General features: G+C 36.0%; 22 protein-coding genes and 1 tRNA gene. 21 read left to right on the plus strand and 2 right to left on the minus strand.

What is annotated here, in order from left to right:
* Nucleotides 1-273: 273 nt before the first annotated feature.
* The 11 genes from rpsF to ACEN36_RS02810 all read left to right on the plus strand — a co-directional run bounded on the left by rpsF (nt 274) and on the right by ACEN36_RS02810 (nt 12,310).
* Nucleotides 274-573: a 30S ribosomal protein S6 gene (gene rpsF, locus ACEN36_RS02760; RefSeq protein WP_204212979.1), complete on the plus strand. Its 300-nt coding sequence runs from the start codon at nt 274-276 to the stop codon at nt 571-573.
* A gap of 42 nt (nt 574-615) precedes the next feature.
* On the plus strand, nt 616-1,137 hold the full coding sequence (gene ssb, locus ACEN36_RS02765) for a single-stranded DNA-binding protein (protein WP_407102901.1): 522 nt from the start codon (nt 616-618) through the stop codon (nt 1,135-1,137).
* 27 nt (nt 1,138-1,164) lie between these two features.
* Nucleotides 1,165-1,398 (plus strand): 30S ribosomal protein S18, encoded by a 234-nt coding sequence (gene rpsR, locus ACEN36_RS02770; protein WP_407096325.1) that lies wholly within the window; start codon nt 1,165-1,167, stop codon nt 1,396-1,398.
* 240 nt (nt 1,399-1,638) lie between these two features.
* Nucleotides 1,639-3,672, plus strand: a complete 2,034-nt coding sequence (locus tag ACEN36_RS02775; RefSeq protein WP_407096326.1) for a DHH family phosphoesterase — start codon at nt 1,639-1,641, stop codon at nt 3,670-3,672.
* A complete protein-coding gene (rplI, locus tag ACEN36_RS02780; RefSeq protein WP_407096327.1) occupies nt 3,669-4,124 on the plus strand; it encodes a 50S ribosomal protein L9 in 456 nt (151 codons plus the stop codon). The genes ACEN36_RS02775 and rplI overlap by 4 nt, the downstream gene beginning before the upstream one ends.
* A 246-nt stretch (nt 4,125-4,370) precedes the next feature.
* Nucleotides 4,371-5,753 carry a replicative DNA helicase gene (gene dnaB / locus ACEN36_RS02785; RefSeq protein WP_407096328.1) on the plus strand — a complete coding sequence of 461 codons (1,383 nt, stop codon included), beginning with the start codon at nt 4,371-4,373 and terminating at the stop codon, nt 5,751-5,753.
* A gap of 190 nt (nt 5,754-5,943) precedes the next feature.
* Nucleotides 5,944-7,236 (plus strand): adenylosuccinate synthase, encoded by a 1,293-nt coding sequence (locus ACEN36_RS02790; protein ID WP_407125886.1) that lies wholly within the window; start codon nt 5,944-5,946, stop codon nt 7,234-7,236.
* A 93-nt stretch (nt 7,237-7,329) separates the two neighbouring features.
* Nucleotides 7,330-7,402, plus strand: a tRNA-Lys gene (locus ACEN36_RS02795).
* A gap of 336 nt (nt 7,403-7,738) precedes the next feature.
* Nucleotides 7,739-9,091, plus strand: a complete 1,353-nt coding sequence (gene trkA, locus ACEN36_RS02800; RefSeq protein ID WP_407096330.1) for a Trk system potassium transporter TrkA — start codon at nt 7,739-7,741, stop codon at nt 9,089-9,091.
* Nucleotides 9,092-9,106: 15 nt separating this feature from the next.
* Nucleotides 9,107-10,558 carry a TrkH family potassium uptake protein gene (locus tag ACEN36_RS02805; protein WP_407125887.1) on the plus strand — a complete coding sequence of 484 codons (1,452 nt, stop codon included), beginning with the start codon at nt 9,107-9,109 and terminating at the stop codon, nt 10,556-10,558.
* Nucleotides 10,559-10,855: 297 nt separating this feature from the next.
* Nucleotides 10,856-12,310 (plus strand): alpha-amylase, encoded by a 1,455-nt coding sequence (locus ACEN36_RS02810; protein WP_407125888.1) that lies wholly within the window; start codon nt 10,856-10,858, stop codon nt 12,308-12,310.
* Between the two features lie 402 nt (nt 12,311-12,712).
* Here the strand turns inward: ACEN36_RS02810 and ACEN36_RS02815 are convergent, their stop codons facing one another.
* Entirely contained in the window at nt 12,713-13,159 is a 447-nt protein-coding gene (locus tag ACEN36_RS02815; protein WP_079650919.1) for a YtxH domain-containing protein, read from the minus strand.
* A 57-nt stretch (nt 13,160-13,216) separates the two neighbouring features.
* The gene (locus ACEN36_RS02820; protein WP_407125889.1) at nt 13,217-13,645 is read right to left on the minus strand and encodes a DUF948 domain-containing protein; all 429 of its coding nucleotides are present in this window, start codon (nt 13,643-13,645) and stop codon (nt 13,217-13,219) included.
* 301 nt (nt 13,646-13,946) lie between these two features.
* Here ACEN36_RS02820 and ACEN36_RS02825 point away from each other — a divergent pair, with 301 nt between their 5' ends.
* The 10 genes from ACEN36_RS02825 (at nt 13,947) to ACEN36_RS02870 (ending at nt 25,100) form a co-directional block, all read left to right on the plus strand.
* Entirely contained in the window at nt 13,947-14,462 is a 516-nt protein-coding gene (locus ACEN36_RS02825) for a PTS glucose transporter subunit IIA (RefSeq protein ID WP_407125890.1), read from the plus strand.
* Between the two features lie 180 nt (nt 14,463-14,642).
* Nucleotides 14,643-15,347 (plus strand): response regulator YycF, encoded by a 705-nt coding sequence (gene yycF, locus ACEN36_RS02830; RefSeq protein ID WP_407096336.1) that lies wholly within the window; start codon nt 14,643-14,645, stop codon nt 15,345-15,347.
* A gap of 3 nt (nt 15,348-15,350) precedes the next feature.
* Nucleotides 15,351-17,189 carry a cell wall metabolism sensor histidine kinase WalK gene (gene walK, locus ACEN36_RS02835; RefSeq protein WP_407096337.1) on the plus strand — a complete coding sequence of 613 codons (1,839 nt, stop codon included), beginning with the start codon at nt 15,351-15,353 and terminating at the stop codon, nt 17,187-17,189.
* A complete protein-coding gene (locus ACEN36_RS02840) occupies nt 17,186-18,496 on the plus strand; it encodes a YycH family regulatory protein (RefSeq protein ID WP_407125891.1) in 1,311 nt (436 codons plus the stop codon). Before walK ends, ACEN36_RS02840 begins: the two co-directional genes overlap by 4 nt.
* Nucleotides 18,486-19,346 (plus strand): two-component system regulatory protein YycI, encoded by an 861-nt coding sequence (locus ACEN36_RS02845; RefSeq protein WP_407125892.1) that lies wholly within the window; start codon nt 18,486-18,488, stop codon nt 19,344-19,346. Before ACEN36_RS02840 ends, ACEN36_RS02845 begins: the two co-directional genes overlap by 11 nt.
* A 40-nt stretch (nt 19,347-19,386) precedes the next feature.
* The gene (locus tag ACEN36_RS02850) at nt 19,387-20,196 is read left to right on the plus strand and encodes an MBL fold metallo-hydrolase (protein ID WP_407125893.1); all 810 of its coding nucleotides are present in this window, start codon (nt 19,387-19,389) and stop codon (nt 20,194-20,196) included.
* Nucleotides 20,197-21,223: 1,027 nt separating this feature from the next.
* Complete coding sequence (locus ACEN36_RS02855; RefSeq protein ID WP_407125894.1) at nt 21,224-21,997, plus strand: YveK family protein; 774 nt, start codon at nt 21,224-21,226, stop codon at nt 21,995-21,997.
* Nucleotides 21,990-22,694 (plus strand): CpsD/CapB family tyrosine-protein kinase, encoded by a 705-nt coding sequence (locus ACEN36_RS02860; protein WP_407096342.1) that lies wholly within the window; start codon nt 21,990-21,992, stop codon nt 22,692-22,694. Before ACEN36_RS02855 ends, ACEN36_RS02860 begins: the two co-directional genes overlap by 8 nt.
* Before the next feature lie 45 nt (nt 22,695-22,739).
* Nucleotides 22,740-23,711 carry a glycosyltransferase family 2 protein gene (locus tag ACEN36_RS02865; RefSeq protein WP_407125895.1) on the plus strand — a complete coding sequence of 324 codons (972 nt, stop codon included), beginning with the start codon at nt 22,740-22,742 and terminating at the stop codon, nt 23,709-23,711.
* A 216-nt stretch (nt 23,712-23,927) separates the two neighbouring features.
* Complete coding sequence (locus ACEN36_RS02870; RefSeq protein WP_407125896.1) at nt 23,928-25,100, plus strand: S1C family serine protease; 1,173 nt, start codon at nt 23,928-23,930, stop codon at nt 25,098-25,100.
* Nucleotides 25,101-25,948 lie beyond the last annotated feature (848 nt).

The following is a 25,948-nucleotide window of genomic DNA, read 5'->3' on the forward strand; positions in this document are numbered from 1 at the left end:
GCTTTTATTACTTTATATTTCTTATCTTCATTCATCGTTAGTATTATCCTTTTCATGATTTTATTTTATCATTTTGGGACATTTTATGCTTCGACCTACTTAGGACATTATCACGTTCGAACGATAATAACGTGTATCACGACATTTAGTTGTTGACAATAGTCAATAAAAACAGTATAATAATTAGACGTGAGTAATCTACTCGTTAGATATACTTTCCTTGCTCTTTTTGTCAAAAAAAGAGCCAAAGTCCATAAGGAGGTGACAGTCAAGATGAGTCAAACAGCAAAATACGAAATTTTATACATTATCCGTCCTAACATCGATGAAGCTGAAAAAACAGCTTTAGTAGAACGTTTCGATAACATTTTAAAAGATAATGGTGCTGAGGTAACTGAATCTAAAGACTGGGCGAAACGTCGTTTAGCATATGAAATTAAAGGTTACAGAGAAGGATTATACCGTCTCGTACATTTAACTTCTTCAGATGCAGCGGCTATCAATGAATTTGATCGCTTAGCTAAGATTAATGATAATATCTTACGCCATATGATCGTTAGAGAAGACGATTAATTTAATTGTTTCATGTGAAACAATCGGAAGGGAGCGGATATAGTGATTAATAATGTAGTGTTAGTTGGAAGAATGACTAAAGATGCAGATTTAAGATACACGTCTAATGGAACAGCAGTAGCTTCCTTTACTGTAGCAGTCAATAGACAATTCACTAATCAAAGTGGAGAACGTGAAGCTGACTTTATCAACTGTGTTGCATGGAGAAAAACAGCAGAAACGTTAGCAAACTTCACGAAAAAAGGATCTTTAGTTGGGGTAGAAGGCCGTATTCAAACACGTTCTTATGATAACCAGCAAGGTCAAAAAGTTTATGTTACTGAAATTGTAGTAGATAATTTCTCAATGCTTGAACCAAAATCTGTTACAGATCAAAGAAGAGCACAAGACAATGGATCAACTACATCCAATTCGTCAAATAACTTTAATTCTTTTAATGCTAATCAAAACAAATCACAATCCCAACAAACTCCTGCTAGAGATTATCAAAATTTTGGAAACTCTGATCCTTTTGAATCAAGTGGACAACCTATTGATATCTCTGACGATGACTTACCGTTCTAAAATCGATTAATTAAAGGAGGAAATGAAATGGTACAACGCAGAGGCGGACGTAAGCGCCGTAAGGTTGATTTCTTTGCTGCTAATCATATTGAAAAAGTTGATTACAAAGATGTTGATCTTCTAAAAAGATTTATTTCTGAACGTGGTAAAATTTTACCTCGTCGTGTAACTGGAACATATGCTAAAAACCAACGTAAGTTGACTAAAGCTATCAAACGTGCACGCGTAATGGGATTATTACCGTTCGTTACTGAAGAATAAAATAAATTATTCAAAAAGACCGTGAGCTTATAACCAGCACGGTCTTTTTTAATTCCATTTGTAAGAGAAAAATGTTTCATGTGAAACATTTTAAAAGAGATGTACACATCAGTAAAACTAAGTTGGAACAACAGGTGTTGGTGTCTCCAAAGACTTTGTCAACGTTCTAGTATCTCAATAAGATAAGTGGTAGAATAGAACAGAACGGTGGTCAGAGGCGAAGGAGAAAAGGAGTTATAAATGAAAAATAAATTAACAGATGAAAAACTCCCACAGTTTTTAAAAAATGAAAATGTTAAACTAGCTGCAGTAGCATTGATTGTCATACAATTAATTGTTATTTTGTTAGGCTTTTTTTCTAACGTCATTATCGGACTGGTTATGTTGGTTATTTTCATTGTATTCTTATTATTGATTTATTTCTTTTCAAAACGAATGATAGGAAAAATCAATAAATATATCGATGATCTTTCTTACCGTATTAAGCGGGGCGAACAAGAAGCGTTGATTAAAATGCCAATTGGAATCATTCTATTTGATGAAGACTATAAAGTGCAATGGACCAATCCTTATTTTCAAGCACATATAGGCTATCAAGAAGAAATACTAGGGAAAAAAATCGAAGAGATTGATGAAGAGTTAAACCAGTTAATCAGACAAAGTCATGCAGATAACTTAACAACTATTGTATGGGGAGATAAGAGTTACCAAATCATCATCCAGGAAGATATCCGAGTGATTTATTTGATGGATATATCTGAATATAGTCAAGTTAAACAACGGTATCAAAATGAAAAATTTGTTTTAGGAAATATCTTTGTTGATAATTACGATGAAATTGTTCAAGGTATGACAGATAGAAACATCTCAAATATCAATACATTTATTACTACTCAATTATCAAACTGGGCCAAAGAACATCAAATTTATTTAAAACGAGTTTCTGAAGATCGGTTTATTGTATTCATGCACCGCAAATCGTTAAAGCAAATGGAAGCAGAAAATTTTAGTATCTTAGACCAAATAAGAGAAAAAACTTCTAAACAAAATATTCCGCTCACTTTAAGTATTGGTATCGCATATACAGAAGCTGATAAAGAAAATGAAAATTTAAATGAGTTGGCTAGTCTTGCTCAGAGCAATCTAGATTTAGCGCTGGGACGGGGTGGTGACCAAGCGGTTATTAAATCTTTATCTGGAGAGATGCGTTATTACGGCGGAAAAACAAATCCAATGGAGAAAAGAACGCGTGTTCGATCTAGGATGATCAGTCAAGCTTTACAAGAATTAATGAAGCAAGCTGACCAAGTTGTTGTAATGGGACATATGAATCCGGATTTAGATGCTATCGGTTCTGCTTTAGGTATTAGACGGATTGCTGAAATGAATAACAAAGAAGCATGGGTAGTTGTAGAGCCAGATCAATATAGTCATGACATTGAAAAACTCATAGAAGAAATTGAAAAAGATAATCAGATCAGTCGTTACATTATTACCCCAAAAGTTGCTGAGGAAATGATGACAGAAAATACTTTAGTTATTCTGGTTGATTTTCATCGACCGTCTATGGCGATTGCTCCTGATCTATTGAAGCAAAAAAATCGAGTCGTTGTTATAGACCATCATCGTCGAGGAGAAGAGTTCCCAGGAAATCCTGCATTAGTTTATATTGAACCGTATGCATCATCAACGGCTGAATTGGTCACTGAACTATTTGAATACCAATCTCAAGAAGCTGAACCAATCAATAAAATCGAAGCAACAGCTATGTTGGGTGGTATAGTAGTGGATACCAAGAGTTTCTCTTTACGCACGGGGTCACGTACTTTTGATGCAGCAAGCTATTTACGTTCTTGTGGTGCGGACGCTGTGCTTATCCAAAGATTATTAAAAGAAGATACGGATACGTATTTGCTTCGCAGTCATTTAATAGAGTCCATGGAATTTGTTACTCCTAATATGGCTGTTGTAGCTGGTGAAGAAAACCAAGAATATGATACAGTAGTAGCAGCACAAACAGCCGATACGATGCTATCTATGAGTAAGGTTGATGCCGCTTTTGTAATTTTTAAGCGATTAGATAAACGTATTGGAATCAGTGCTCGAAGTTTAGGTGAAATCAATGTTCAAGTTATTATGGAAGAATTGGGCGGTGGCGGACATTTGTCAAATGCTGCTACCCAACTAGAAAATAGTTCAGTAACTGAAGCTAAAAAACAATTAAAAGAAGCTATTTTAGCTCATTATTCTACTAAGGAGGCTGCAACAACATGAGAGTTATTTTTTTAAAAGATGTAAAAGGACAAGGTAAAAAAGGCGAAGTGAAAGAAGTACCAAATGGGTACGCTTCAAATTTCTTATTTAAAAAAGGGTTGGCGAAAGAAGCCAATGCTGCAAGTGTCAGTGAGTTAAAAGGAAAGAAAAAAGCACAAGAAAAACAAGAGGCTGAAATTCTTGAAGAGGCAAAAGAGTTAAAAGTCTTTCTGGAAAAAGAAGAAAATGCCATTGAGATCAAATCAAAAGCAGCTGATGATGGTCGATTATTTGGATCGGTAACAACGAAACAAATCGCTTCTGCTGCAAAAAAACAATTGGGTATTGAATTGGATAAACGAAAAATCGACTTGAATGTTCCTATGCGTTCTTTAGGAACTCAAGTAATGGATGTTAAAATTCATCCACAAGTTGTTGCAGAAATTACTGTACGGGTTGTACCTGAAAATTAAAGTGAACCGCTAAATAAGTTAGCCAAGAGAAAACTTGGCTGACTTATTTTATTGGAATCAAACTAAGGTAAAATAAATGCTATTGAATGATGTGACGCTAAAAGATAACTTTACGCCAAAAGGAACAAACGTTCCCTTTGTTAGATTGTAATCTCAGTGATTTTCAGTTAGAATAATAGCAGAAATGACACATTGAATGTGGAACAGTACAAGCGTTTTTATGTATTTGAAAGGAAGTTGAAAAACTTGGCAAATGAAGCGTTCCAAGATCGTTTACCACCGCAAAGTATTGAAGCTGAACAAGCTGTATTAGGCTCTATTTTCTTAGATGCGGATACACTTGTTGGAGCTTTGGAGTTTATAGAAGCTAAGGATTTTTATCGTCGTGGTCATCAAATGGTTTTTCAAGCTATGATGGACCTCAACGATGAAAATGAAGCTATTGATATCGTTACGATCACAAATGCATTAGAATCCAGAAACCAATTAGAAGACATTGGGGGTATTCCATATCTGACAGAATTAGCAGTGGCGGTACCAACAGCGGCAAACATGGAATATTACGCAAAAATTGTGGAACAAAAATCCATTTTGAGAAACCTTATTCATACAGCCACAGAAATTGTGGCTAAAGGATATGAGGAATCTGATGAGGTTGCTTCAATTTTAGATGATGCGGAAAGAAGTATCTTAGAAGTATCGGAGAGACGAAGCAGGACCGGTTTTTTGTCTATTTCAGATGTGTTAAACTCAACTGTAGCTCAAATAGATCAATTGTATCAAAATAATGAAGAAATTACGGGCTTGCCAACAGGATACAAATTATTAGATAAAATGACTGCTGGCTTGCAAAAAGAAGAGCTGATTATTTTAGCTGCCAGACCGGCTGTAGGGAAAACGGCTTTTGCTTTAAACATTGCTCAAAATGTTGGAACAAAAACGGATGAAACAGTGGCTATTTTCAGTCTGGAAATGGGAGCCGAGTCTCTTGTTAACCGGATGTTGTGTTCAGAAGGCAGTATCGATGCCAGTAATTTAAGAACAGGTAATTTAACAGAAGAAGAATGGCAGAATTTGATTATTGCCATGGGTAGTTTATCTAAAGCGAGTATTTATATCGACGATACTCCAGGTATACGTGTGGCTGAGATTCGTGCCAAATGTCGTCGTTTAAAGCAAGAAAAAGGTAATCTGGGATTGATACTAATTGATTATTTGCAACTTATTGAAGGAACAGGTAAAGAAAGTCGTCAACAAGAAGTATCTGAAATTTCACGTCAGTTAAAAAAATTAGCTAAAGAATTGAAAGTTCCCGTTATTGCGTTATCTCAGTTATCTCGTGGCGTGGAACAAAGACAAGATAAACGTCCAGTATTGAGTGATATTCGTGAGTCTGGTTCAATCGAGCAAGATGCGGATATCGTAGCGTTTCTTTATCGTGATGATTATTATGATCGCGAGGGTCAAGAAGATGGCGAGGATAACTTTGAAGCAGATGAAGACAACGTGATAGAAGTAATCATAGAAAAAAACAGAAGTGGTGCAAGAGGAACTGTAAAATTATTATTTATTAAAGAGTACAATAAATTTTCTTCCTTATCTTACTATCCTGAAGATGCCATCTCATAAAAAATTAAAGGCTTCATAAACGAGTATAAAGTTCGTTTATGAAGCCATTAACTTTTCTTTAAGATGAAATGATTCGCCTTTGGACCTTTATTTTAAATAAAATAATAAAAATGTTCGTTTTTTATTGAATAGTAAAAAGATTACTGGTACACTACAAAAGGATTTTTAAAAATAAAAAAGAGGTGTTTTTATGTCTTCTGTAGTAGTTGTTGGTACACAATGGGGCGATGAAGGAAAAGGAAAAATTACCGATTTCTTGAGTGAAAATGCGGATGTGATTGCACGTTATCAAGGTGGAGATAATGCAGGCCATACGATTAAATTTGGTGGCGTAACGTATAAACTGCACCTTATTCCTTCTGGTATCTTTTCTTCAGAAAAGATAAGTGTGATAGGTAATGGAGTAGTGGTTAACCCTAAGGCTCTGGTACAAGAGTTGGCTTATTTGCATGAAAAAGGAATCAGTACAGACAATCTCCGAATCTCTGATCGTGCACATGTTATCTTACCGTATCACATTCAATTGGATCAACTACAAGAAGATTCTAAAGGCGCCAATAAAATCGGAACAACTATCAAAGGAATCGGTCCAGCATATATGGATAAGGTTTCTCGTGTAGGCATTCGGATTGCTGATTTATTGGATAAAGAGCTTTTTGAAGAACGTTTGCGTGTTAACTTAGAAGAAAAGAATCGGTTGTTTACTAAATTATATGATTCAACAGCTATTGAATTTGAAACTGTTTTTGAAGAATACTATCAATATGGCCAAGAAATCAAAAAATATGTAACAGATACAACCGTTATTTTAAATGATGCTCTTGAGGCTGGGCAAAATGTTTTATTTGAAGGGGCTCAAGGGGTTATGTTGGATATTGACCAAGGCACTTATCCTTTTGTAACTTCTTCGAATCCAGTTGCTGGTGGAGTGACAATCGGAAGCGGAGTTGGTCCTTCAAAAATCAATAAAGTAGTTGGTGTATGTAAAGCCTATACTTCTCGTGTAGGTGATGGTCCGTTCCCAACGGAATTGCATGATGAAATTGGACAACAGATTCGAGATATAGGGAAAGAATACGGAACAACAACTGGACGTCCGCGTCGTATTGGCTGGTTTGATACAGTTGTGATGCGCCATTCAAAACGCGTTTCAGGAATCACCAATTTGTCTTTAAATTCAATTGATGTATTAAGCGGATTAAAAACGGTTAAAATTTGTACAGCTTATGAGCGTAATGGAGAGAAAATTCTTCATTATCCTGCAAGCTTGAAAGAATTGGCAGAATGTACTCCGATTTATGAAGAAATGCCAGGCTGGGAGGAAGATATCACAACTTGTCGTACATTGGCAGAATTACCTGACAATGCTCGGAATTATGTGGAACGTATTTCTGAATTGGTAGGAGTTCGAATTTCAACTTTTTCAGTTGGACCAGGTCGTGAACAAACGAATATTTTAGAAGATGTTTGGAGTCAAATCTAAATAAAAGCCAATTGAATACAAATTATTTAAGAAAAAGTGTCACCAATGTGAAAAAATGTGTTATAATTGTTTCGTTGCATTGGTGACTGATTTGGGTTATTAGCTCAGTTGGTAGAGCAGCTGACTCTTAATCAGCGGGTCGAGGGTTCGAGCCCCCCATAACCCATAAGTTAAATACATAAAAAACTTTAGTTTAATTTCCAAAGAATATTTTGGTAAATAAATTAAAGTTTTTTTTATTTTGTACTTGTTTACTATATGACTTAGAGAACGTTAACTAATTAAAGCACGGTATATCCATAAATAAACAGAAAAAGTGAGACATACTTCTTAGGTATTTCCCAGGAAATAATACACGAATTGATCGTCTGGTGATTGTATTTTTTTTATATTCTGCTAGAATACATCTGTTAATAAAATTACTGTATAAAATAGCCGTAATATGCTAAGTTGATTATACTTTATGGATTAAAATTAGAAAGCATCGTAGGGGGCAGGAAAAATGAATATTGTTATTGCTGGAGGAGGCAAAGTTGGAGAGGTTCTCTGTTCAGAAATTTCCTCTGAAGGAAATGATATTATCCTAATTGAAAAGAATAGCAAACGAATAGATGCTTTAATCAGCAAATATGATATTGCAGGAATAGCAGGAAATGGAGCTAGTTTTGATCTACAAATGGAGGCTGGCGTTCCAAATTGTGATATATTCATTGCTGTGACTCCACAAGATGAAATCAATATTATGTCAGCAATTATAGCCAAAAAACTAGGCGCAAAATATACAATTGCACGTGTTAGAAATCCAGAGTACACAAAACATATTGGGTTTGTTAAAGAGAGTTTAGGCATTACTATGATGATCAATCCTGAACTGGAGTCTGCAAAAGATATTATGAAAGTTATTAAATATCCTACTGCTTTAAGCGTAGAATCATTTGCAAGCAATCGCGTCAATCTTGTAGAACTAAAAATTAAACAAAATAGTCCGTTAATAAATATTAGTTTAAAAGACTTTAGAACGCGGTATGGGAATATTTTGGTGGCCATCATTCAACGTGGAGATGACATTATCATTCCTTCTGGAGAAAACTATTTAAGAGAAGGAGACCGTATCTATGTAGTTAGTTCATTGAAAGAAGTGAACAAGTTCTATAAGTTGATGGGAGACAATCGGGCTAGAATGAAGTCTGCTTTAATTATTGGTGGCGGACGCATTACTTATTATTTAATCAATATGTTGAAAGATTACAAAATGGATATAAAAGTTATTGAAAATAATGCAAAAAGAGCCGAAGAACTAAGTGAAGCCTTTCCTGGAATCATGGTGGTTCATGGAGATGGAACAGACCAAGAATTTTTAGAAGAAGAGCGTATTGAGGGATACGACGTTTTTATCAGTCTAACAGGTGTGGACGAAGAAAATATCATCACTTCTTTGTACGCATCTCAACAAGATGTAAGAAAGATCGTTACAAAAGTCAATCGAACATTATTGCTGAAAATATTTGGTACAATGGGATTACAAACTGTTATTACACCAAAAAGGGTGATCGCGAACACTATCTTACAATTTGTACGTTCCTTAACCAATCAATCTGTTTCAAATGTAGAAGCGTTATTCCGTTTAGCGGATAATCAAGTTGAAGCTCTTCAGTTTAGAGTGAAGGCAAGTAGTCGTGTGGTTAATGTACCGTTAGAATCCTTATCAATAAAATCACATTTACTAATTGCTTATATTATTAGAGGCAAAAAACTCATTGTTCCTGGAGGACAAGATACAATAAAAACAGATGATCATGTTATTGTCATTACAAAAGAAAAAAATTATGATGACATTGATGATATATTAAAATAAAGGGGTATCGCGCTTGTGAACATTAGTATGGTGAAATATGTTATTGGAAGAATTTTACAAGTTGAATCTCTTTTACTAGTTTTTCCTTTGATAGTTAGTATCTTTTATCAAGAAGAATGGAAATACCCATTCAGTTTTCTAGCTATTAGTGTACTTTTGCTAGTTATTGGATATCTATTAAGTAGAAAAATACCAGTGAAAAAACAATTATTTGCTAAAGAAGGCTTTGTTATTGTTTCATTATCTTGGATACTGCTTTCCTTTTTCGGCGGACTTCCATTTGTAATGAATGGAGATATACCTAGTTTGATTGATGCTTTTTTTGAAACGAGTAGTGGATTCACAACTACTGGATCTAGTATTTTAACGGATGTTGAAGCGTTATCTCATTCCTCTTTATTTTGGAGAAGTTTTACTCATTTAGTGGGAGGGATGGGAGTATTAGTATTCGCACTAGCTGTCTTACCTCAAATAGAATCTGAATCAGTACATATTATGAAAGCAGAAGTACCTGGTCCGGTTTTTGGGAAATTAGTTTCAAAACTGTCCTCCTCAGCGCGTATTTTATATAAAATCTATCTAACAATGACTGCTATAGTAGTAATATTGCTGCTTTTTGGAGGAATGAATTTATTTGAGGCTTTATTACATGCCTTTGGGGCTGCTGGGACGGGTGGCTTTGGCATAAAAAACGGAAGTATAGCTCCGTATGATAGTGCTTATATTGATTATGTCCTTGGAACTTCCATGATTCTCTTTGGTGTGAATTTTAATTTGTTTTATTTGATCTTGATTGGTCATATAAAAGACGTTTTGAAGAGTGAAGAATTAAGATGGTACATCGGAATTATTATAAGTGCAGTTATTTTGATTTGTGTGAATTTATTTTCTTATTATGAATCTTTTGGACGATTAGTTCGAGACGTCTTTTTTACTGTTTCATCTATCATTACTACCACAGGTTTTTCTACTGCAGATTTTGGCCAATGGCCGTTATTTTCTCAGACGATACTGCTCATACTCATGTTCTTTGGAGCAAGTGCTGGATCTACAGCGGGTGGATTAAAAATCTCTCGAGTAGCTATTTTATGGAAGACCGCTGTTGCTGAATTCAAGCGTAATGCACATCCTAACCGAGTAGTAGCGATCAAGTATGAGGGGAAATCATTAAGCAAAGACATTAAGCATGGTGTAGTAAATTACTTTGTCATCTATATGATTATTTTTTTCATTTTGTTGTTATTAATCAGTATGGATGTTCCTGACTTTACATCTGCTTTTAGTGCCATAGCGGCAACATTTAATAATATAGGTCCTGGTTTAGGAACCATTGGACCTGCGGAAAGTTTTGCACACATCAGTGACTTTTCAAAAATTTTGTTATCTTTTGTAATGATAGCCGGAAGATTAGAAATATTCCCTATCCTAATTTTATTTAATCGAAATACTTGGCGAAAACATATCTAGAGAGAAGTTTAAAAGAATCGTGTAAATTGATGACTGTAATGACTAGTCAGCATCTCTATCTTATAAGAAAGATGGCTCCTATTATTGGGTGTCATCTTTTTTTATGTCATCTAAATGGAGGTAGGATTTGAATAGTTTAAAGATGGTATTCAAGACCAATAAATTTCTATATTTTATATGTAGAGTAAAAAGTTTTGAAAGCTTTAAAATTGCTATTATGACGGGAAAGTCTTATGATTTAGGTATGTTTATTTTTATGTTTATTATTTTATTTAAGTATATTTAGGGGGAAGAACGATGGTTATAAACGGAACAATGATGCAATATTTTGAATGGTTTACAGAAGCTGATGGAAAACATTGGCAACGCCTAAAGGAAGATGCGGCACATTTACATGATATTGGTATCACTGCTGTCTGGATTCCACCTGTTTTTAAAGGAGTAACGATCAATGATGAAGGTTACGGTATCTATGATTTATACGATTTAGGAGAATTCGATCAAAAAGGCGGCGTGCGGACCAAGTATGGGACAAAACAAGAATTGCTGGATGCGATTGAAGAACTGCATAAGTACAATATCCAAGTCTATGCAGATGTTGTTTTAAACCATAAAGGCGGAGCTGACGAGACAGAACGATTTAACGCAGTAGAAGTAGCTGAAGACGATCGTAATAAAGAAATAACAGAACCCTATGAGATAGAAGGATGGACAAAATTTACTTTTCCGGGCAGAAATGGGAAATATTCTGATTTTATATGGAATTACCATCATTTTAGTGGAATAGACTACGATGAATTAAATGACAAAAAAAGCATTTTTCGTATAGCAGAAGATGATAAAAGTTGGGCTGATGATTCTGCAGTAGCCAACGAATATGGGAATTATGATTATTTGATGTTTGCGGATATCGATTATGGTAATGCGGATGTAGTAAATGAAATTAAACAATGGGCCAGTTGGTTTGTAAAAGAAACAGGCGTAGATGGATTTAGATTGGATGCTGTAAAACACATCCATGAAGAATTTATGAATGATCTTGTTTGTGGGTTACGAGAAGAGTTTGGAGAAGACTTTTTTGTAGTTGCAGAATACTGGGATCAAAAGTACGGACATTTAAAAGACTATTTAAAAGCTCATAACGATGACATCAGTTTGTTTGATGTATCTTTGCATTACAAATTGTCTAATGCTTCTAAAGAAGGAAATGCATATGATTTAAGACCTTTATTTGACGAGACATTGATGCAGAAAAAACCAACTTCTGCGGTGACGTTTGTAGACAATCATGATTCGCAACCATCTCAAGCTTTAGAATCTTACGTTGAACCGTGGTTTAAACCTTTAGCTTATAGCATCATCTTACTAAGAAAGTATGGATATCCGACTGTTTTTTACGGAGATTATTATGGTCTTAAAGGGGATAACCCTATTGAAGGACAATCAGAAATCTTGGATAAGTTAATTTATCTTAGACAGCAGTACGCTTACGGGGATCAAACAGATTACTTGGATCACGCGAATTGTATTGGTTGGACGAGATCAGGGGATGAAGAGCATCCAGGAGGATGTGCTGTAGTTTTATCTAACAGTGAAGAAGGCTTCAAAGAAATGAATTTTGGCGAAGAGCGATCTGGAGAAGTCTTCTATGATTATCTAGGCCACCGTGAAGACGAAGTAACGTTAGATGAAAATGGTGTAGGGATCTTCCCTGTAAATGCTGGATCTGTTTCAGTTTGGGTGAAAAAATAGCGGCTCTTATATTTTAACATTGGTAAAGAAATTTCCTCCGGCCTATGGGGTTGCTTATGAAAAGCCATGGGAACGCCTTGAGCCAAAAACGTGTCTCAAGACTTGCAAGCGTCAAACTAAGCGTAACGGCTAAAGCCAAACACTAAGTAATTGCCATGATTGTTGCTGCTTCAGCAGCTTACAAGCATGGTACACTTGGGCGTACGCCCACAGTGTTTCCTTTTTTTTGCATCCTTTTTCATGGCTATAAGCAACCCCATATTCCTCCTGAAATTTCTAAGAATGCGCTTCTAATAGATTTAGCCTTAAAAAGAACTGTATTTTTTATTGATCAACGTTAAGTGTTGTAGAACCAAAATAACATAAAAAACGTGCCTAAGAGAGTAGGCACGTTTTTTTTTTTTAGATATCTGGAGTTGGTGCTACAGGTTTCTCCGCTGTTGGAGGTACATTTGGACCAACTGGCGGTACAGGTCTTTCAACAGGTGCTGAAGGATCTGTTGGAATCGGACCAGCATGAGGATGTGACACTAAGTCAACAGGCTCAGGAGTTAAAATGTCCGCTTTTTCTTGATTTGGATGATACAAGTCTGTTTCGATATCTGCAATAGTCTCTTCTAATTCCGGATCTGGATTTGCGTAATCCATTTCTTCTTCTACCTCATGATAAGTTTGTTTAAACTCATCTGACAATTCATTTACTTTGGTCATAGCTTTATCTTTCACCACTAAACCTTGTTCTTTTAAATCGCCTCTTAACTCTTTCCCGGATTTAGGAGCAAAAAGTAATGCGGTCGCCGCTGCTGCTAATCCTACAACTAGTGTTTTGCCAAAGTTATTTTTTCCCATAATACAACCCTCTTTCATTAATAGTAGTCACTACTGATGTACTGAGTAAGCCATTTATTACTTTTGACGATTTTTAACCATTTTTTGAGCCGTTTTCCCAACTTTAATAAGTGATGGAAAAGTGCGTTTAGTCGTTTTTCCTGGCGAACTGACGAATTGATTGCTGAGTTCTTGGCCAGAAGATTTTAAGTGGTTCAAAGAATCGCTAAACTCTGTCGTTCTTGTAGAAAATTCTTGAATGTACTGTTGCTTGTCTGATACATCTTTCATCATTAAATCAGCCCGATTTTGGATGTTAGCAACTTTTGAGTTGATAGCATTCACGTCGTTGTTGAATCGATCAACAGTGTGATTGACGTCCAATACAACAGTGTTGACTTCATTCATTAAGCTGGTAATGCGTTTTTTAATGATTATTCCGGCAACAACAAGACCAACGATCGCTAAAACTACGATTGCAATAGCAATATAGAATTCAATAGACATAGTTGATTTGACCTCCTTCAGTAATATTTTGAACATATTATGAACGTAAGTGATAAAAAAATCAAGAAAAGGGGTATCTCATTAGTCGAATTTCAACTTCTTATAATCTATGAAAACCCATTATTTTAAGTTCAGTCTATCATTTATCTGATTTTTATCCAAATAAAAACAGTTGTACGATGTGAAATAAGATTTTGCTGCGGAAAGAAAAAAGTGACAAAGGTATAGTAAAATCCTTTTATTTGTTTTACAATACAAAATATTAGGGTATAAGAATAGAGACAGTTGGGGGAAAAGAAAAGTGGCGCAAGCAAACAATTCAAATCATGTTAACGAGGACCAAATACGAGATAAATTTCAACTCGTAACGATTGCTGATGGAGAAATTATTCGCTTGGAAGAAGTTCCAGATCCTGTATTTTCCGAAAAAATGGTTGGTGAAGGGTTTGCTGTGATTCCAACCTCTGAAGAAGTTGTAGCACCTATAAGCGGCAAGTTATATCAAGTTGCGGATACTTTACATGCTTATGTGATTGAAACCAAAGAAGGAATAGAGGTCTTAGTCCATATTGGTATAAATACAATTAGTCTGCATGGAGAAGGGTTCCAATCAGAGCTGAAAAAAGGGATGTACGTGACAAAAGGCGATAGATTGGCAACTTTTGATCGCAACTATTTGGAAGAAAAAAATATTTCTTTGGTTATACCAGTTGTTGTGATAAAAGGGTTAGATGACGAAACAACTGCCACCATGAATTATGCTAAAAATGGTGTAGCGGGAGATACTATTGCTATGTGTATGTTTAAAGAGGAATAAAAAAATTGAAAGATTGCTTATAGCTGCACCATAAAAATTGGTGGAGCCTTTTTTGCACCAAATCACTATGAGAAGGTTATTACCGTTTTTTGCACTTCTATTCTGGATTATGTATAATATAAGATAGGAAAATACCTAATTTTTCATAGATAAATGCTCGTATATCGAGGAGGATAAAAGATGAAAAAGATATTGGTCGTAGATGATGAAAAGCCGATTTCAGATATTATAAAATTTAATTTAACTAAAGAAGGTTACGATGTTTACACTGCTTATGATGGTGAAGAAGCAGTCGAAAAAGTAGAAGAAATTATACCGGATTTAATTGTACTTGATTTAATGCTGCCTAAAATGGATGGCTTAGAAGTATGTCGAGAAGTTCGAAAAACGCACGACATGCCGATTATCATGGTAACAGCTAAAGATGCTGAAATCGATAAAGTATTAGGTTTGGAATTAGGTGCGGACGATTATGTGACAAAACCATTTTCAAATAGAGAGTTAGTGGCACGTGTAAAGGCTAATTTAAGAAGACAGAGCAGTAAAGTTCCTCAAGTAGAGGAAGAAGTTTCAACTGATATCGAAGTAGGAGCATTAGTGATTCATCCAGACGCTTATATTGTATCTAAGCGTGGAGAAACGATTGAACTGACTCATCGTGAATTTGAATTGCTGCATTATTTAGCGAAACATTTAGGACAAGTTATGACCCGAGAACATTTACTCCAAACGGTTTGGGGATATGATTATTTTGGTGATGTCCGAACTGTTGATGTTACGGTACGAAGATTAAGAGAAAAAATAGAAGATAAGCCCAGTCATCCAACATGGTTGATTACTAGAAGAGGTGTAGGCTACTATTTAAGAAACCCTGAACAGGAGTAACCAATGAAAAAGAGAATTCAATTTTTCCAATCCATCAATTTTAAAATTGTATTGATTTTTATTCTTCTGTTGACAATAACGCTGGAAATCATTGGCGCAAACTTTGTAACACAACTAGAAAACCAATTAGTAGACAATTTTAAAGAGGATCGCCGGATACAAGTTGATTTCTTAGAGAATACGTTGCAACCCATTTTATTAGATGAAGAGAATACTGATAAAAGAGCTAGTATAGCGAACTTATTGAGAGATTTCTCGGGTAGTGGGGTTGTCGAGGTACAAGTTGTTGATCCAGAATATTATATTATTGGTACAAGTGACAATACGCAACAGTCATTGATCGGAAGAAAATCCACTGATTCGGATGTCCATCAATCGCTATTGTTAGGCAACAATGTGACTAGTCAGTACCTCGACCCGTTAACCAACGACCGTAGATGGAAGTTGGTTTCTCCTGTTTATGCAGAAGATTCTTCTGATATTTTAGGGGTTATTATGTTGGAAACGAATATCGAAACGATTTATGAACAAGTGAATGAAATCAGTATTATTTTTATTAATTCAGCGTTGATTGCAATTGTGTTAATGATTATTTTAGCGCAATTTGTTTCACGAGCTATCACTAAACCTATTTCAGAAATGAAACAACAAACGATTCAAATCGCAGAAGGAGATTACTCCGGTCAATTAAAAGTTTATGGAGAAGATGAGCTAGGCCAGTTATCCAATGCTATTAATGAGTTGTCTACTCGAGTAGAAGAGGCACAAGAAACCACGGAAGCAGAGCGGAGAAGGTTAAACAGTGTGCTTTCTCATATGACTGATGGCGTTATTGCCACCGATCGTCGGGGAAAAGTTGTGATCATTAACGAAAAAGCACAGGAAATGTTAAATATTTCCCAGGAAATAGCTTTTGGAAAATTAATTATGGATATTTTGAATAGTGAAATGACTTTAAGACAGTTATTAGAAATAGAGGAAGAACTTCTTTTCGATTTTTCTACTAATGACAATCAAGTGATTTTACGAGGCGGTTTTTCTTTGATTCAAAGAGAATCTGGATTTATCAGTGGGTTAGTTTGTGTGCTGCACGATGTAACCGAACAAGAAAAAATTGAACGGGAGCGTAAAGAGTTTGTTTCCAATGTATCACATGAATTACGAACTCCTTTAACAAGTATGCGCAGTTATTTGGAAGCTTTGAATGATGGAGCTTGGAAAGATGAAGAAATTGCTCCCCAATTTTTAAAAGTTACTCAAGAAGAGACTAATCGTATGATTCGAATGGTACAAGATTTGCTGGAATTATCCAGAATGGATTCTGGAAAGAGCAATCTTCAATTAGAATTGATCAATTTGAATGAATTATTCCACCATGTTCTGGATCGCTTTGAAATGATGATAAAAACCAGTACAGATGAGCCGCTTAAAAATTACTCTATTGAGCGGGAAATCACGAAACAAGAAATCTGGGTAGAGATCGATGCAGACAGAATTATGCAGGTATTAGACAATATTTTAAATAATGCCTTTAAGTATTCTCCTGATGGCGGAATCATTACGTGCCGCTTAGTTAAAACACATAACAGTGTAGTGTTAAGTATTGCGGACCAAGGAATGGGTATTCCGAAAAAAGATTTATTGCATGTATTTGATCGCTTCTTCCGTGTCGATAAAGCAAGAGCACGATCAATGGGAGGAACGGGTCTAGGATTAGCTATTTCTAAAGAAGTTATTCAACATCATGGAGGAAAGATCTGGGCGGATAGTACAGAAGGAAAAGGAACTACATTCTATATTTCTCTGCCATATGTTCCATATGAAGAAGGTGATTGGGAATGAATTGGCCGTTAATAAGAAAAATCGTCTTGACTCTTTTAATTGTGCTTAGTTTATTTTTAACGGTCCTGTTATGGCGTAATCCAGGGGGCTATGTTGTTCAAACTGAGAACAATGAGGCACCGGTTGTGTCTTCCGTTACTTTTGATCGTCAATTATCCACTGTCTTTGGTCCAACTGAAGTAGCTGAACATACGAATCAAGGGACATTTATTACAAAAAATAAAGCAGTTTTAAGCAGTTTATTTACTGCTTTTCAAAATTTTGAAGTCAATGATGTAACAGACCCTATTACAATGAATGGCGAAAATTATATTGATACAGTGAGCCAAGCAAGCAATGTAGAACTTATTTTCTCCAGTGCTATTCCTTTTGGATTATACCAAGATTCTTTTTCTTTTCTTCCAAGAGAGTATGAAAACAGAACCTTTAATAGAATGTATCTCTCTCTAGATAACCCAGGAGTTATTTATTTCTACAATACTCGTTCAATGCTGTTTTATGAAGCTGAAGTGTCCAATATAGATACAGATTTAATACCCACTGCATTGAAAGAAAATGAAAGTAGTCATATAGAGGCGGAGTCTGTTTCCTTAAAGGAACACATTACTTATTTGCCTGTAAACTCTCTAGAGTTGCCCGTACTCAATTATCTAGTCGAAGAGCAGCCGAATAGTTTATTTATTGAGCGCTTATTCGATGATACTTCAGAAATTCAAACGGTCATCAATGAAGAACTTTCACGTTACTATGATTATTTCAGTGAATTGAGCATTGACAACGAGAAAGATATCTTAACGTATACACGTCCCCAAGTAGGAACGGATAATGATAGTTTGTCCACTACTGTATTGAATAGTTTTAATAAATTGATTCGATATGAGCATTGGCCTAACGAATTATATTACTATGGATATTCTTCTGTCACTAATGAAGTGGAATTCCGGCGTTATATTAAAGGGTATCCGATTTTCGGGACACCTGACTATGGCGGTACGTTTGTCACGGTTTCCGATAACAGTGTGACAGCTTTAGAAATGCCGACAGTGGTAGCACAGACGCCTATTTCGGATCAAGAAACGGATAAAGAACTGTATGCTGTAGATGAGTTAACGTCAGTTCTTGCCAGTGCCGGGCAATCATTAAACGATATTGACGATATAAAAGTAGGCTATACGTGGAACTACAGTGATGAGTCTAATCGAGTTGTTACTCTAGAGCCTAATTGGTACGTTAAAGTTAATGGAAACTGGATGAGCGTTCAAACGCTGATAAGCTCATCTAAAGGAGGTGTTGATGATGGATTTTAAAAAAATCGAAATCATCTTTATCCTTGCATTTTTATGCTTAAACGGATATCTGTTGTGGCGTGTTTTAGATAACAGCCAAAATGATTTTACTGGGATTGCTACAAATCAAGTAGATTTGATTGAGGAAATGCAAGATGAAGGAATTGAATTGCCGAATTTTGCAGATGAGGCTCATGAGGTTCCATATGTTCAAGCAGAAATCAATAATCTGTTAGAAGAAAATTCAAGCCGTTTGACTAATCAAACAGGCATTATTGAGAACAATGGGTCACTGTATGCCAGTATTTTGTCAGATCCTATAAAATTGTCTCAAGGAGCAGAACTGACATCTGGTGATTTAGAAGTGTTGACGGAATTTATCTTGAGTGATGCCATTTTATATGGAGATCAATATCAATTCATTCGTTATATTCCTTCTACCAGACAAATCATTTATGGGCAAATAGCAAATAACATTCCTATTGTAGATGGAACAGCAGATATTATTTTCCATTTGAATGGAAATAAAGAAATCATTTCTTATGAACAAAAATATGTTGGACCGATCACAGTACAAGGAGAAAGCAGGACCTTGATCACAGATCAAGATGCCGTAGAAATCCTTTATCAAAATAATGAAATTCCTACTGGGGCTGAAGTGAGTAAACCGATATTAACTTACAGCCGGACGCTGAACTTGGAAGATTTGAGCATGTATGTGCCGGTATGGTTGATAGAAGTGGTAACCAGTACAGATAGTGTACTGAAGCGTGTTGATGCAGTAAACGGAAGTGTTATTCAAGAAAGCAGCAAGGAAACACCTTCAGATTCGAGCAGCGAGTCGAGTGAATCGACTAGTGTTGATGAGTAATAATCAAACAGGAACAGATCAAAAAGGGACGAGGGTTTAAATGGCAATGCAAACAGAAGGATTAAGAGTGAGTATTCTGGCAAGCGGAAGTTCAGGAAATATTACTTATATCGAATCCGACAAAAAGAAATTACTTGTAGATTGTGGACTTAGCGGTAAAAAAACTACTGCATTATTAAGCCAAATCAACCGTACTCCACAAGAATTAGATGGTATTTTAATTACTCATGAACATAGGGATCATGTTCATGGAGTAGGGGTTATGGCTCGGAAATATAATTTAGATATTTATGCTAATGAACAAACTTGGCAAGCAATGTCTCCTATCATTGGAAATATCAAAACAGAGCAAAAACATCTTTTTGAGATGGGCAAAACAATGACAATAGGTGATATAGATATTGAAAGCTTTGGTGTCTCACATGATGCCATAGCCCCTCAATTCTACAGTTTCCATAAAGACAATAAATCTTTCGTGATGCTGACAGATACTGGGTACGTCAGTGATCGTATGCGAGGAATCGTGTCAAATGCGGATGCGTATCTATTTGAAAGCAATCATGACTTGGATATGCTTCGTATGGGAAGATACCCATGGAGCTTGAAACAGCGCATCTTAGGCGATAAGGGGCACTTATCAAATGAAGATGGTGCTTTAGCTCTTAGTGATGTGATTGGAGACAATACTAAAAGAATCTATCTGGCTCATTTAAGCAAGGACAATAACATGAAAGAAATTGCTTATGGTACGGTGGAAAGTATTTTAAGAGAAAAAGGCAAAGGTGTCGGTGAAGCATTTCAGCTTTACGATACCGATCCAGATGAAGCTTCTTTATTGTTCTCTTTGTAATCACTTATTTAAAAAGCTTTTTGTCTTCTAATGTTAATAAAGAAATTTCCTCCGTCCTATAGGGCAGCTTATGGAAAGCCATGGGAACGCCTTGAGCCGGAAGTTTCAAGGCTATAAGCAACACCATATTCCTCCTGAAATTACTAGAAATGGTTTCTAATAGGTTTAGGGTTAAGAAGAAATGATTTTCTGTTTACCAACGATAAATATTGTAGAACCATTTAAAATAGCGAGTAGTAGAGGAAGGTGGTATAGGACCATCTTCCTTTTTGGATTCTTCATCATTCTAATGTTAGTAAAGAAATTTCTTCCGGCCTAGGGATTGCTCCTGAAATTTCTAGGAATGTGTTTCCATTAGGATTAGAATTAAAAAGAAGTGCATTTTCTATTTACCAACGTCAAATATTGTAGAACCTGTTTTTGTTCGCTTTTTTGTCACAAATATAAAAAAAAATTTTGTTCTTACTAGTTCCTATTTTCTTTTTAAAATGAACCGTGATAGACTTTGGTCAACAACTTAAGATATTTAATCATGTTTATGGGCTATTGTTTAATAACGTTCTTCCTCTAATCACACATACCATATTCATGCCTCTTATTTTTACTCTCTAATATTTCACAGATCACTGTTATTTTCTTACACATTATTCAGGCTTGTTTGTTTGTGCTGTATTTTACCATTAGACAAATTTGTTTAATGTTCTAAATTAGTTCACCAACGGGTATCTTCAAGAATGAAGTTTTTAAAAGCTGTTCATATCATTCTCCTCAAGACTTACCAAGCACACCTCGCCCCTCTTTTAACGGAATCAAGTGCGCCGTTGGATTCTTGGAGATACTCTCTTAAAAAAACATTTTTTTAATGGTTTTACATCACCCAAAACTCTCACTACATACCCAAAGATCCTACTCCTGCAACCCTAAAGGTACACATTCACATGAAGAGAATTAAAATTCTGTTGGTACATTTTCTTTGGTGCAATTCATAGGCAAACATATAAAAGCTGATAAATTAGGAGGAACTCCAATGGACAGAATGATCACTATGGCCGAATGGATTCGTTTATTGCAGCAAAAATGGTATTGGGTAGGATTATTTTTGCTGCTTGGAATAGGAAGCACGCACATTATCACCATTTATGTCATCGAACCAGAATATAGCGCAGAAACGAATCTTTTGGTCAGTAGAGCAACAGAAACCAACCAAGCTATAGAACTGGGAGAAATCGAGACAAATATTCAAATGATCAATACTTATCGAGACATTATCCAAGATCCAGTAGTGCTAGATAAAGTACAAGAAGAATTGGGAGATAGATTTTCTGAAGAAGAGCTAAAAGACAAAATGGAAATTATCATTCAATCAGACTCGCAAATATTTGGGATCCGGGTTATGGATACAAACCCTCAACGTGCGGCCTTGATAGCAGATACGATTGCTGCAGTCTTTAAAGACAATGTAGGATCTGTCATCAATATAGACAACGTAGCTATCTTGTCCTTAGCTACAGTCCCTTCTGCTCCAGTTTCACCAAACTACTTATTCAATATGGTCATTGGTGCAGCGGCAGGAATTGCACTTAGTACAGGGCTGATTCTGTTCCGATTTGTGGCCGATACAAAAGTTCATGATGAGAATTTCGCTGCGGATCAGTTAGGATGGATTCAATTAGGAAGTATATCTACCCTGTCTAAAAAAGAATTGATCCATTCCGATCAGCTTCTTTCTTCTCAAATGAAAGGAAATAAAGATCCTGTAGAAATAAAACGTGTGACTAGAAAGGAGCCTAACCATGTTTAGACAAAAGAAAACGCAGCACAATGAAGAAGGGAACAGTTTGATTACATTGATGAAACCCAGTTCAGTTATCTCTGAGGAATTTAGAACGCTTCGAACGAATATCCAATTTTCGATGGTAGACAAAAAATTTAAGACACTGATGTTTACATCTGCAAGTCCAGGAGAAGGAAAAACGACGGTAGCTTCAAATGTTGCTGTAGTATTTGCTTCACAAGGCAAAAAAATTCTTTTAGTAGATGCAGATATGCGCAATCCTAGTGTGCACCAACTGTTCAACGTATTAAACCATAAAGGATTGACCGATTTACTGACTGATGATCAAACGAGGATACAGGACATTGTTCACCAGACAGTCATTAAGAATCTGTTCATCCTGAGTTGCGGAATCATTCCTCCAAACCCATCGGAACTATTGGCTTCTAATAGAATGGATCAATTGCTGAGACGATTAAAGGATTCTTTTGACTTGATCATCTTTGATTTGCCTCCTATCTTAGCTGTTACGGATGCCCAAGTAATGGCGAATAAAACGGACGGAACGATTTTTGTGATCCGAGATGGAGTAGCTGAAAAAAATAATTTATATAAAGCAAAAGAGTTACTGGATCACGTTCAGGCAAATGTTATTGGAGCGGTGTATAATGACAAAAAAAGATCAACAGATGCTGCATACCATTATTATGGGATTGAAAATTGAGCACAGTGATGAGCCTGCATTAATGCTTTGAAGGAGGTGGAGAAATTGATTTCTATTATCGTGCCTGTTTATAATTCTGAAAAGCATTTAGTGAGGTGTTTAAACAGTTTACGATATCAGACGTATCACCGGATAGAAATTATTTTGATCGATGATGGTTCCAGTGATTCCAGCAGAAGCATTTGCGAAAGATATTGTAAAATGGACGAACGGTTTCATTTGATCAACACGAATAAAGTAGGGATATCAGCGGCTCGTAATATAGGTGTATTGTCTTCAGAAGGCGAGTATATTGGATTTGTTCATCCTGGAGACTGGATAGATGAAGACATGTTTGAGCAGCTGATGACTATGCTGGATAAGTACCAATCAGAAGCTGTCATCTGTCGTTACACGGAAGAAATAAGAAATCAATTGATTTTTCCTCCTGGTCCAGAAGTGATCCGGCTGTTAAGTCCGGAAGAAGCGATCAATTTGATGTTATTGCAAAACCGGACAGAAAGTTTCCTATGCAATAAGCTCTTTTCAGCTAGTTTATTTAAAAGCGGAACAATGATTTTGTTTGATCAAAAATTGCACTTATATGCAGACTTGGATATTTGCTGCCAACTTTACTTTAAAAGTCAGTCAATATTGTGTGTGCCAGAATCGAAGTATCATTATATGACAGAAAATCATGTATGGAAAAAAGAGTTTTATGACAATTACTTCTCCGGATTAGCGGCTTTACTAAAAATAATGGATCGATTAAAAATACACTCTACTCAGTTATTATGGCGGATCAAAGAAATGTATATGCGTTTGAATCTGTATTTGCTTCTGGTCGGATACAAATATAAACCAAATGAAAAAAAACAGCTCAAAGAATTGAAGCATAACTTGTATCGTTTTAAACTGTCCGAATTAAAAGATGCTTCTCTCAAGCGAAACATCCTAATGTTACGCATCAGCATTCCTATAAGTTATTCAGTTTTTGGTTATTCGATATTATACAAACACCTTGAAATAAATTCATAGTTTAAAAAAGGATGGACCTCTCTTAAAATAGAGGTTCATTTTTGTCTATTGGATCAAGTAAGCGTTGAATTGGAGAGCTAATTTTCATGGAATTTTCTTTTTTATGATAGAATAAAGAATAAGAAATGTTGTTTTATCTCAAAGGATTCATATAAAATTCAAAACTCATTTGTAGAATAGAGTTACAAACAAATTATATTAAGAGGTGAATGAGCGGTGAAAGATACATTAAAAAAGAGTTTGGTATTCGGTTTAACTGCTGTGGCACTTGCAGGTTGTCAAGCGACTTCTGATGAAGGAGCTAGTTCAGATGCTGCATCTACTCAAACAGATGGAGAAACCACACAAATGCGCGTAGAAGTTACTTCTGAAATCACAGATGCTGTGGCAAAAGTAGAAGATTCGGTTGTTTCAGTTATCAATATGCAACAACAAAATACAGAAGGATTTGGTGGAGTTTTCGGTGCAAGCGAAGAGTCATCCATCGAAGACAGCGAGTTGCAAACTGCTGGAGAAGGTAGTGGCGTCATTTACAAAACTGATGGGGATTCCTCATACATTGTTACCAACAACCACGTTATCGAAGGATCAGATGCTATTGAAGTATTGTTAAAAGATGGTACTAAAGTAGAAGCTGAATTGGTGGGATCAGATTCTTGGACAGATTTGGCTGTTTTGAAAATCTCTTCTGAAAATGTAACGACGGTTGCTGAGTTCGGCGATTCTGATGTGTTGACGGTTGGAGAGCCGGCATTAGCTATTGGATCTCCATTAGGCACCAACTATGCTTCTTCTGTTACTTCAGGTATCATCTCAGCTAAAAACAGAAGTGTTCCAGTGGATATTGATGCTAACGGAGAAGTAGATTGGGAAATGACAGCTATTCAAACCGATGCAGCGATCAATCCCGGTAACTCTGGTGGGGCATTAGTGAATATTGCAGGACAAGTCATTGGGATCAATTCAATGAAAATTTCATCAGATACTGTAGAAGGTATGGGATTCGCTATTCCAAGTAACGATGTAGTAGATATCATTGCTGAATTGGAAGCCAATGGTGAAGTGGTTCGTCCGGTACTCGGAATCAGCTTATTGGATCTAAGCCAAATTTCAGAACAACAACAAACAACTGTATTGCAATTGCCTGATGATATCAATTCAGGTGTAGTTGTAGCTCAAGTTCAATCAGGATCAGCAGCTGAACAAGGTGGAATGGAACAATACGATGTTATTGTAAGTTTCAACGGCGAAGAAATCACAGACACCATCGAACTACGTCAAGCTATCTACGGCACAGAAGTAGGCCAAGAAGTAGAAATAGAAGTCTACCGAGGCGGAGAACTGATGACCGTAAACGTTGTAATGACCTCATCTGACGACGTAATGTAGAGCGCGAAGAAAACCGCTTAGTAGAGAGAGTGGAGCAAACCGTTTAGACTTCCGTGAGTTTCACTTTTATCTTTTAGTTGGGTGGTTTTTCCCAACAAAAAGATAAAATGAAACTACAGGAAGTCTGGTTTGTGCAACTCGTTTAAGAGCAGCGCGTCTAAAACAGCGCAAGCCAAACCAGATAAAAACAAAATACTATCAAAACAGGGCCATCTATTTTATAACGTTGGTAAAGAAATTCCTTCCGGAAACGGGGTTGCTGGGTGAGAGCCATGGGAACGCGTGGAGCCTAAAGTCTCCACGCTTGCAAGCTTCAAACAAAGCATAAGCGCTGAAGCGCCAACGCTTTGTAATTCACATTGCATCCTTTACATGGCTACCAGCAACCCCGTTTCCTCCAGGAATTTCTAGAAGTTAGTATTTAAGCAGCTTAGACGTTCTACCATGGCTGTATAATGAAGAACCCAAAATAGGAGCTGGACACAAGTCCAGCTCCTATTTTTTTTGCTGTCGAAAACAATTAATCTTGGGATAAACTAAAAGTAAAGGTCGCTTTTTGTGGATAACTTTTGTAAAATAAAGGAAAACCTTAAATTAACGGGCGAAAAAAGTTATCCACAAAGTTGTTAACAACTGTGCATAACTGAATATAAAAAATGAAAAACAAGCTCAAAAGCTTTTGAATTTAAGGTTTCCAGGGAATGGTTTCCAAATTGAAACGTGTGGACAATTTTTATAAAAAAAGTTATCCACAAACTATATTTTGTAGTGAACATATATTCGCATACTAAATGTTGATTCGAAATTGTGGATATGTGGATAACTACTGTGGATAACATGTGATTAGA

Source organism: Desemzia sp. FAM 23989 (assembly GCF_045528345.1).
Classification (GTDB): Bacteria; Bacillota; Bacilli; order Lactobacillales; family Carnobacteriaceae; genus Desemzia.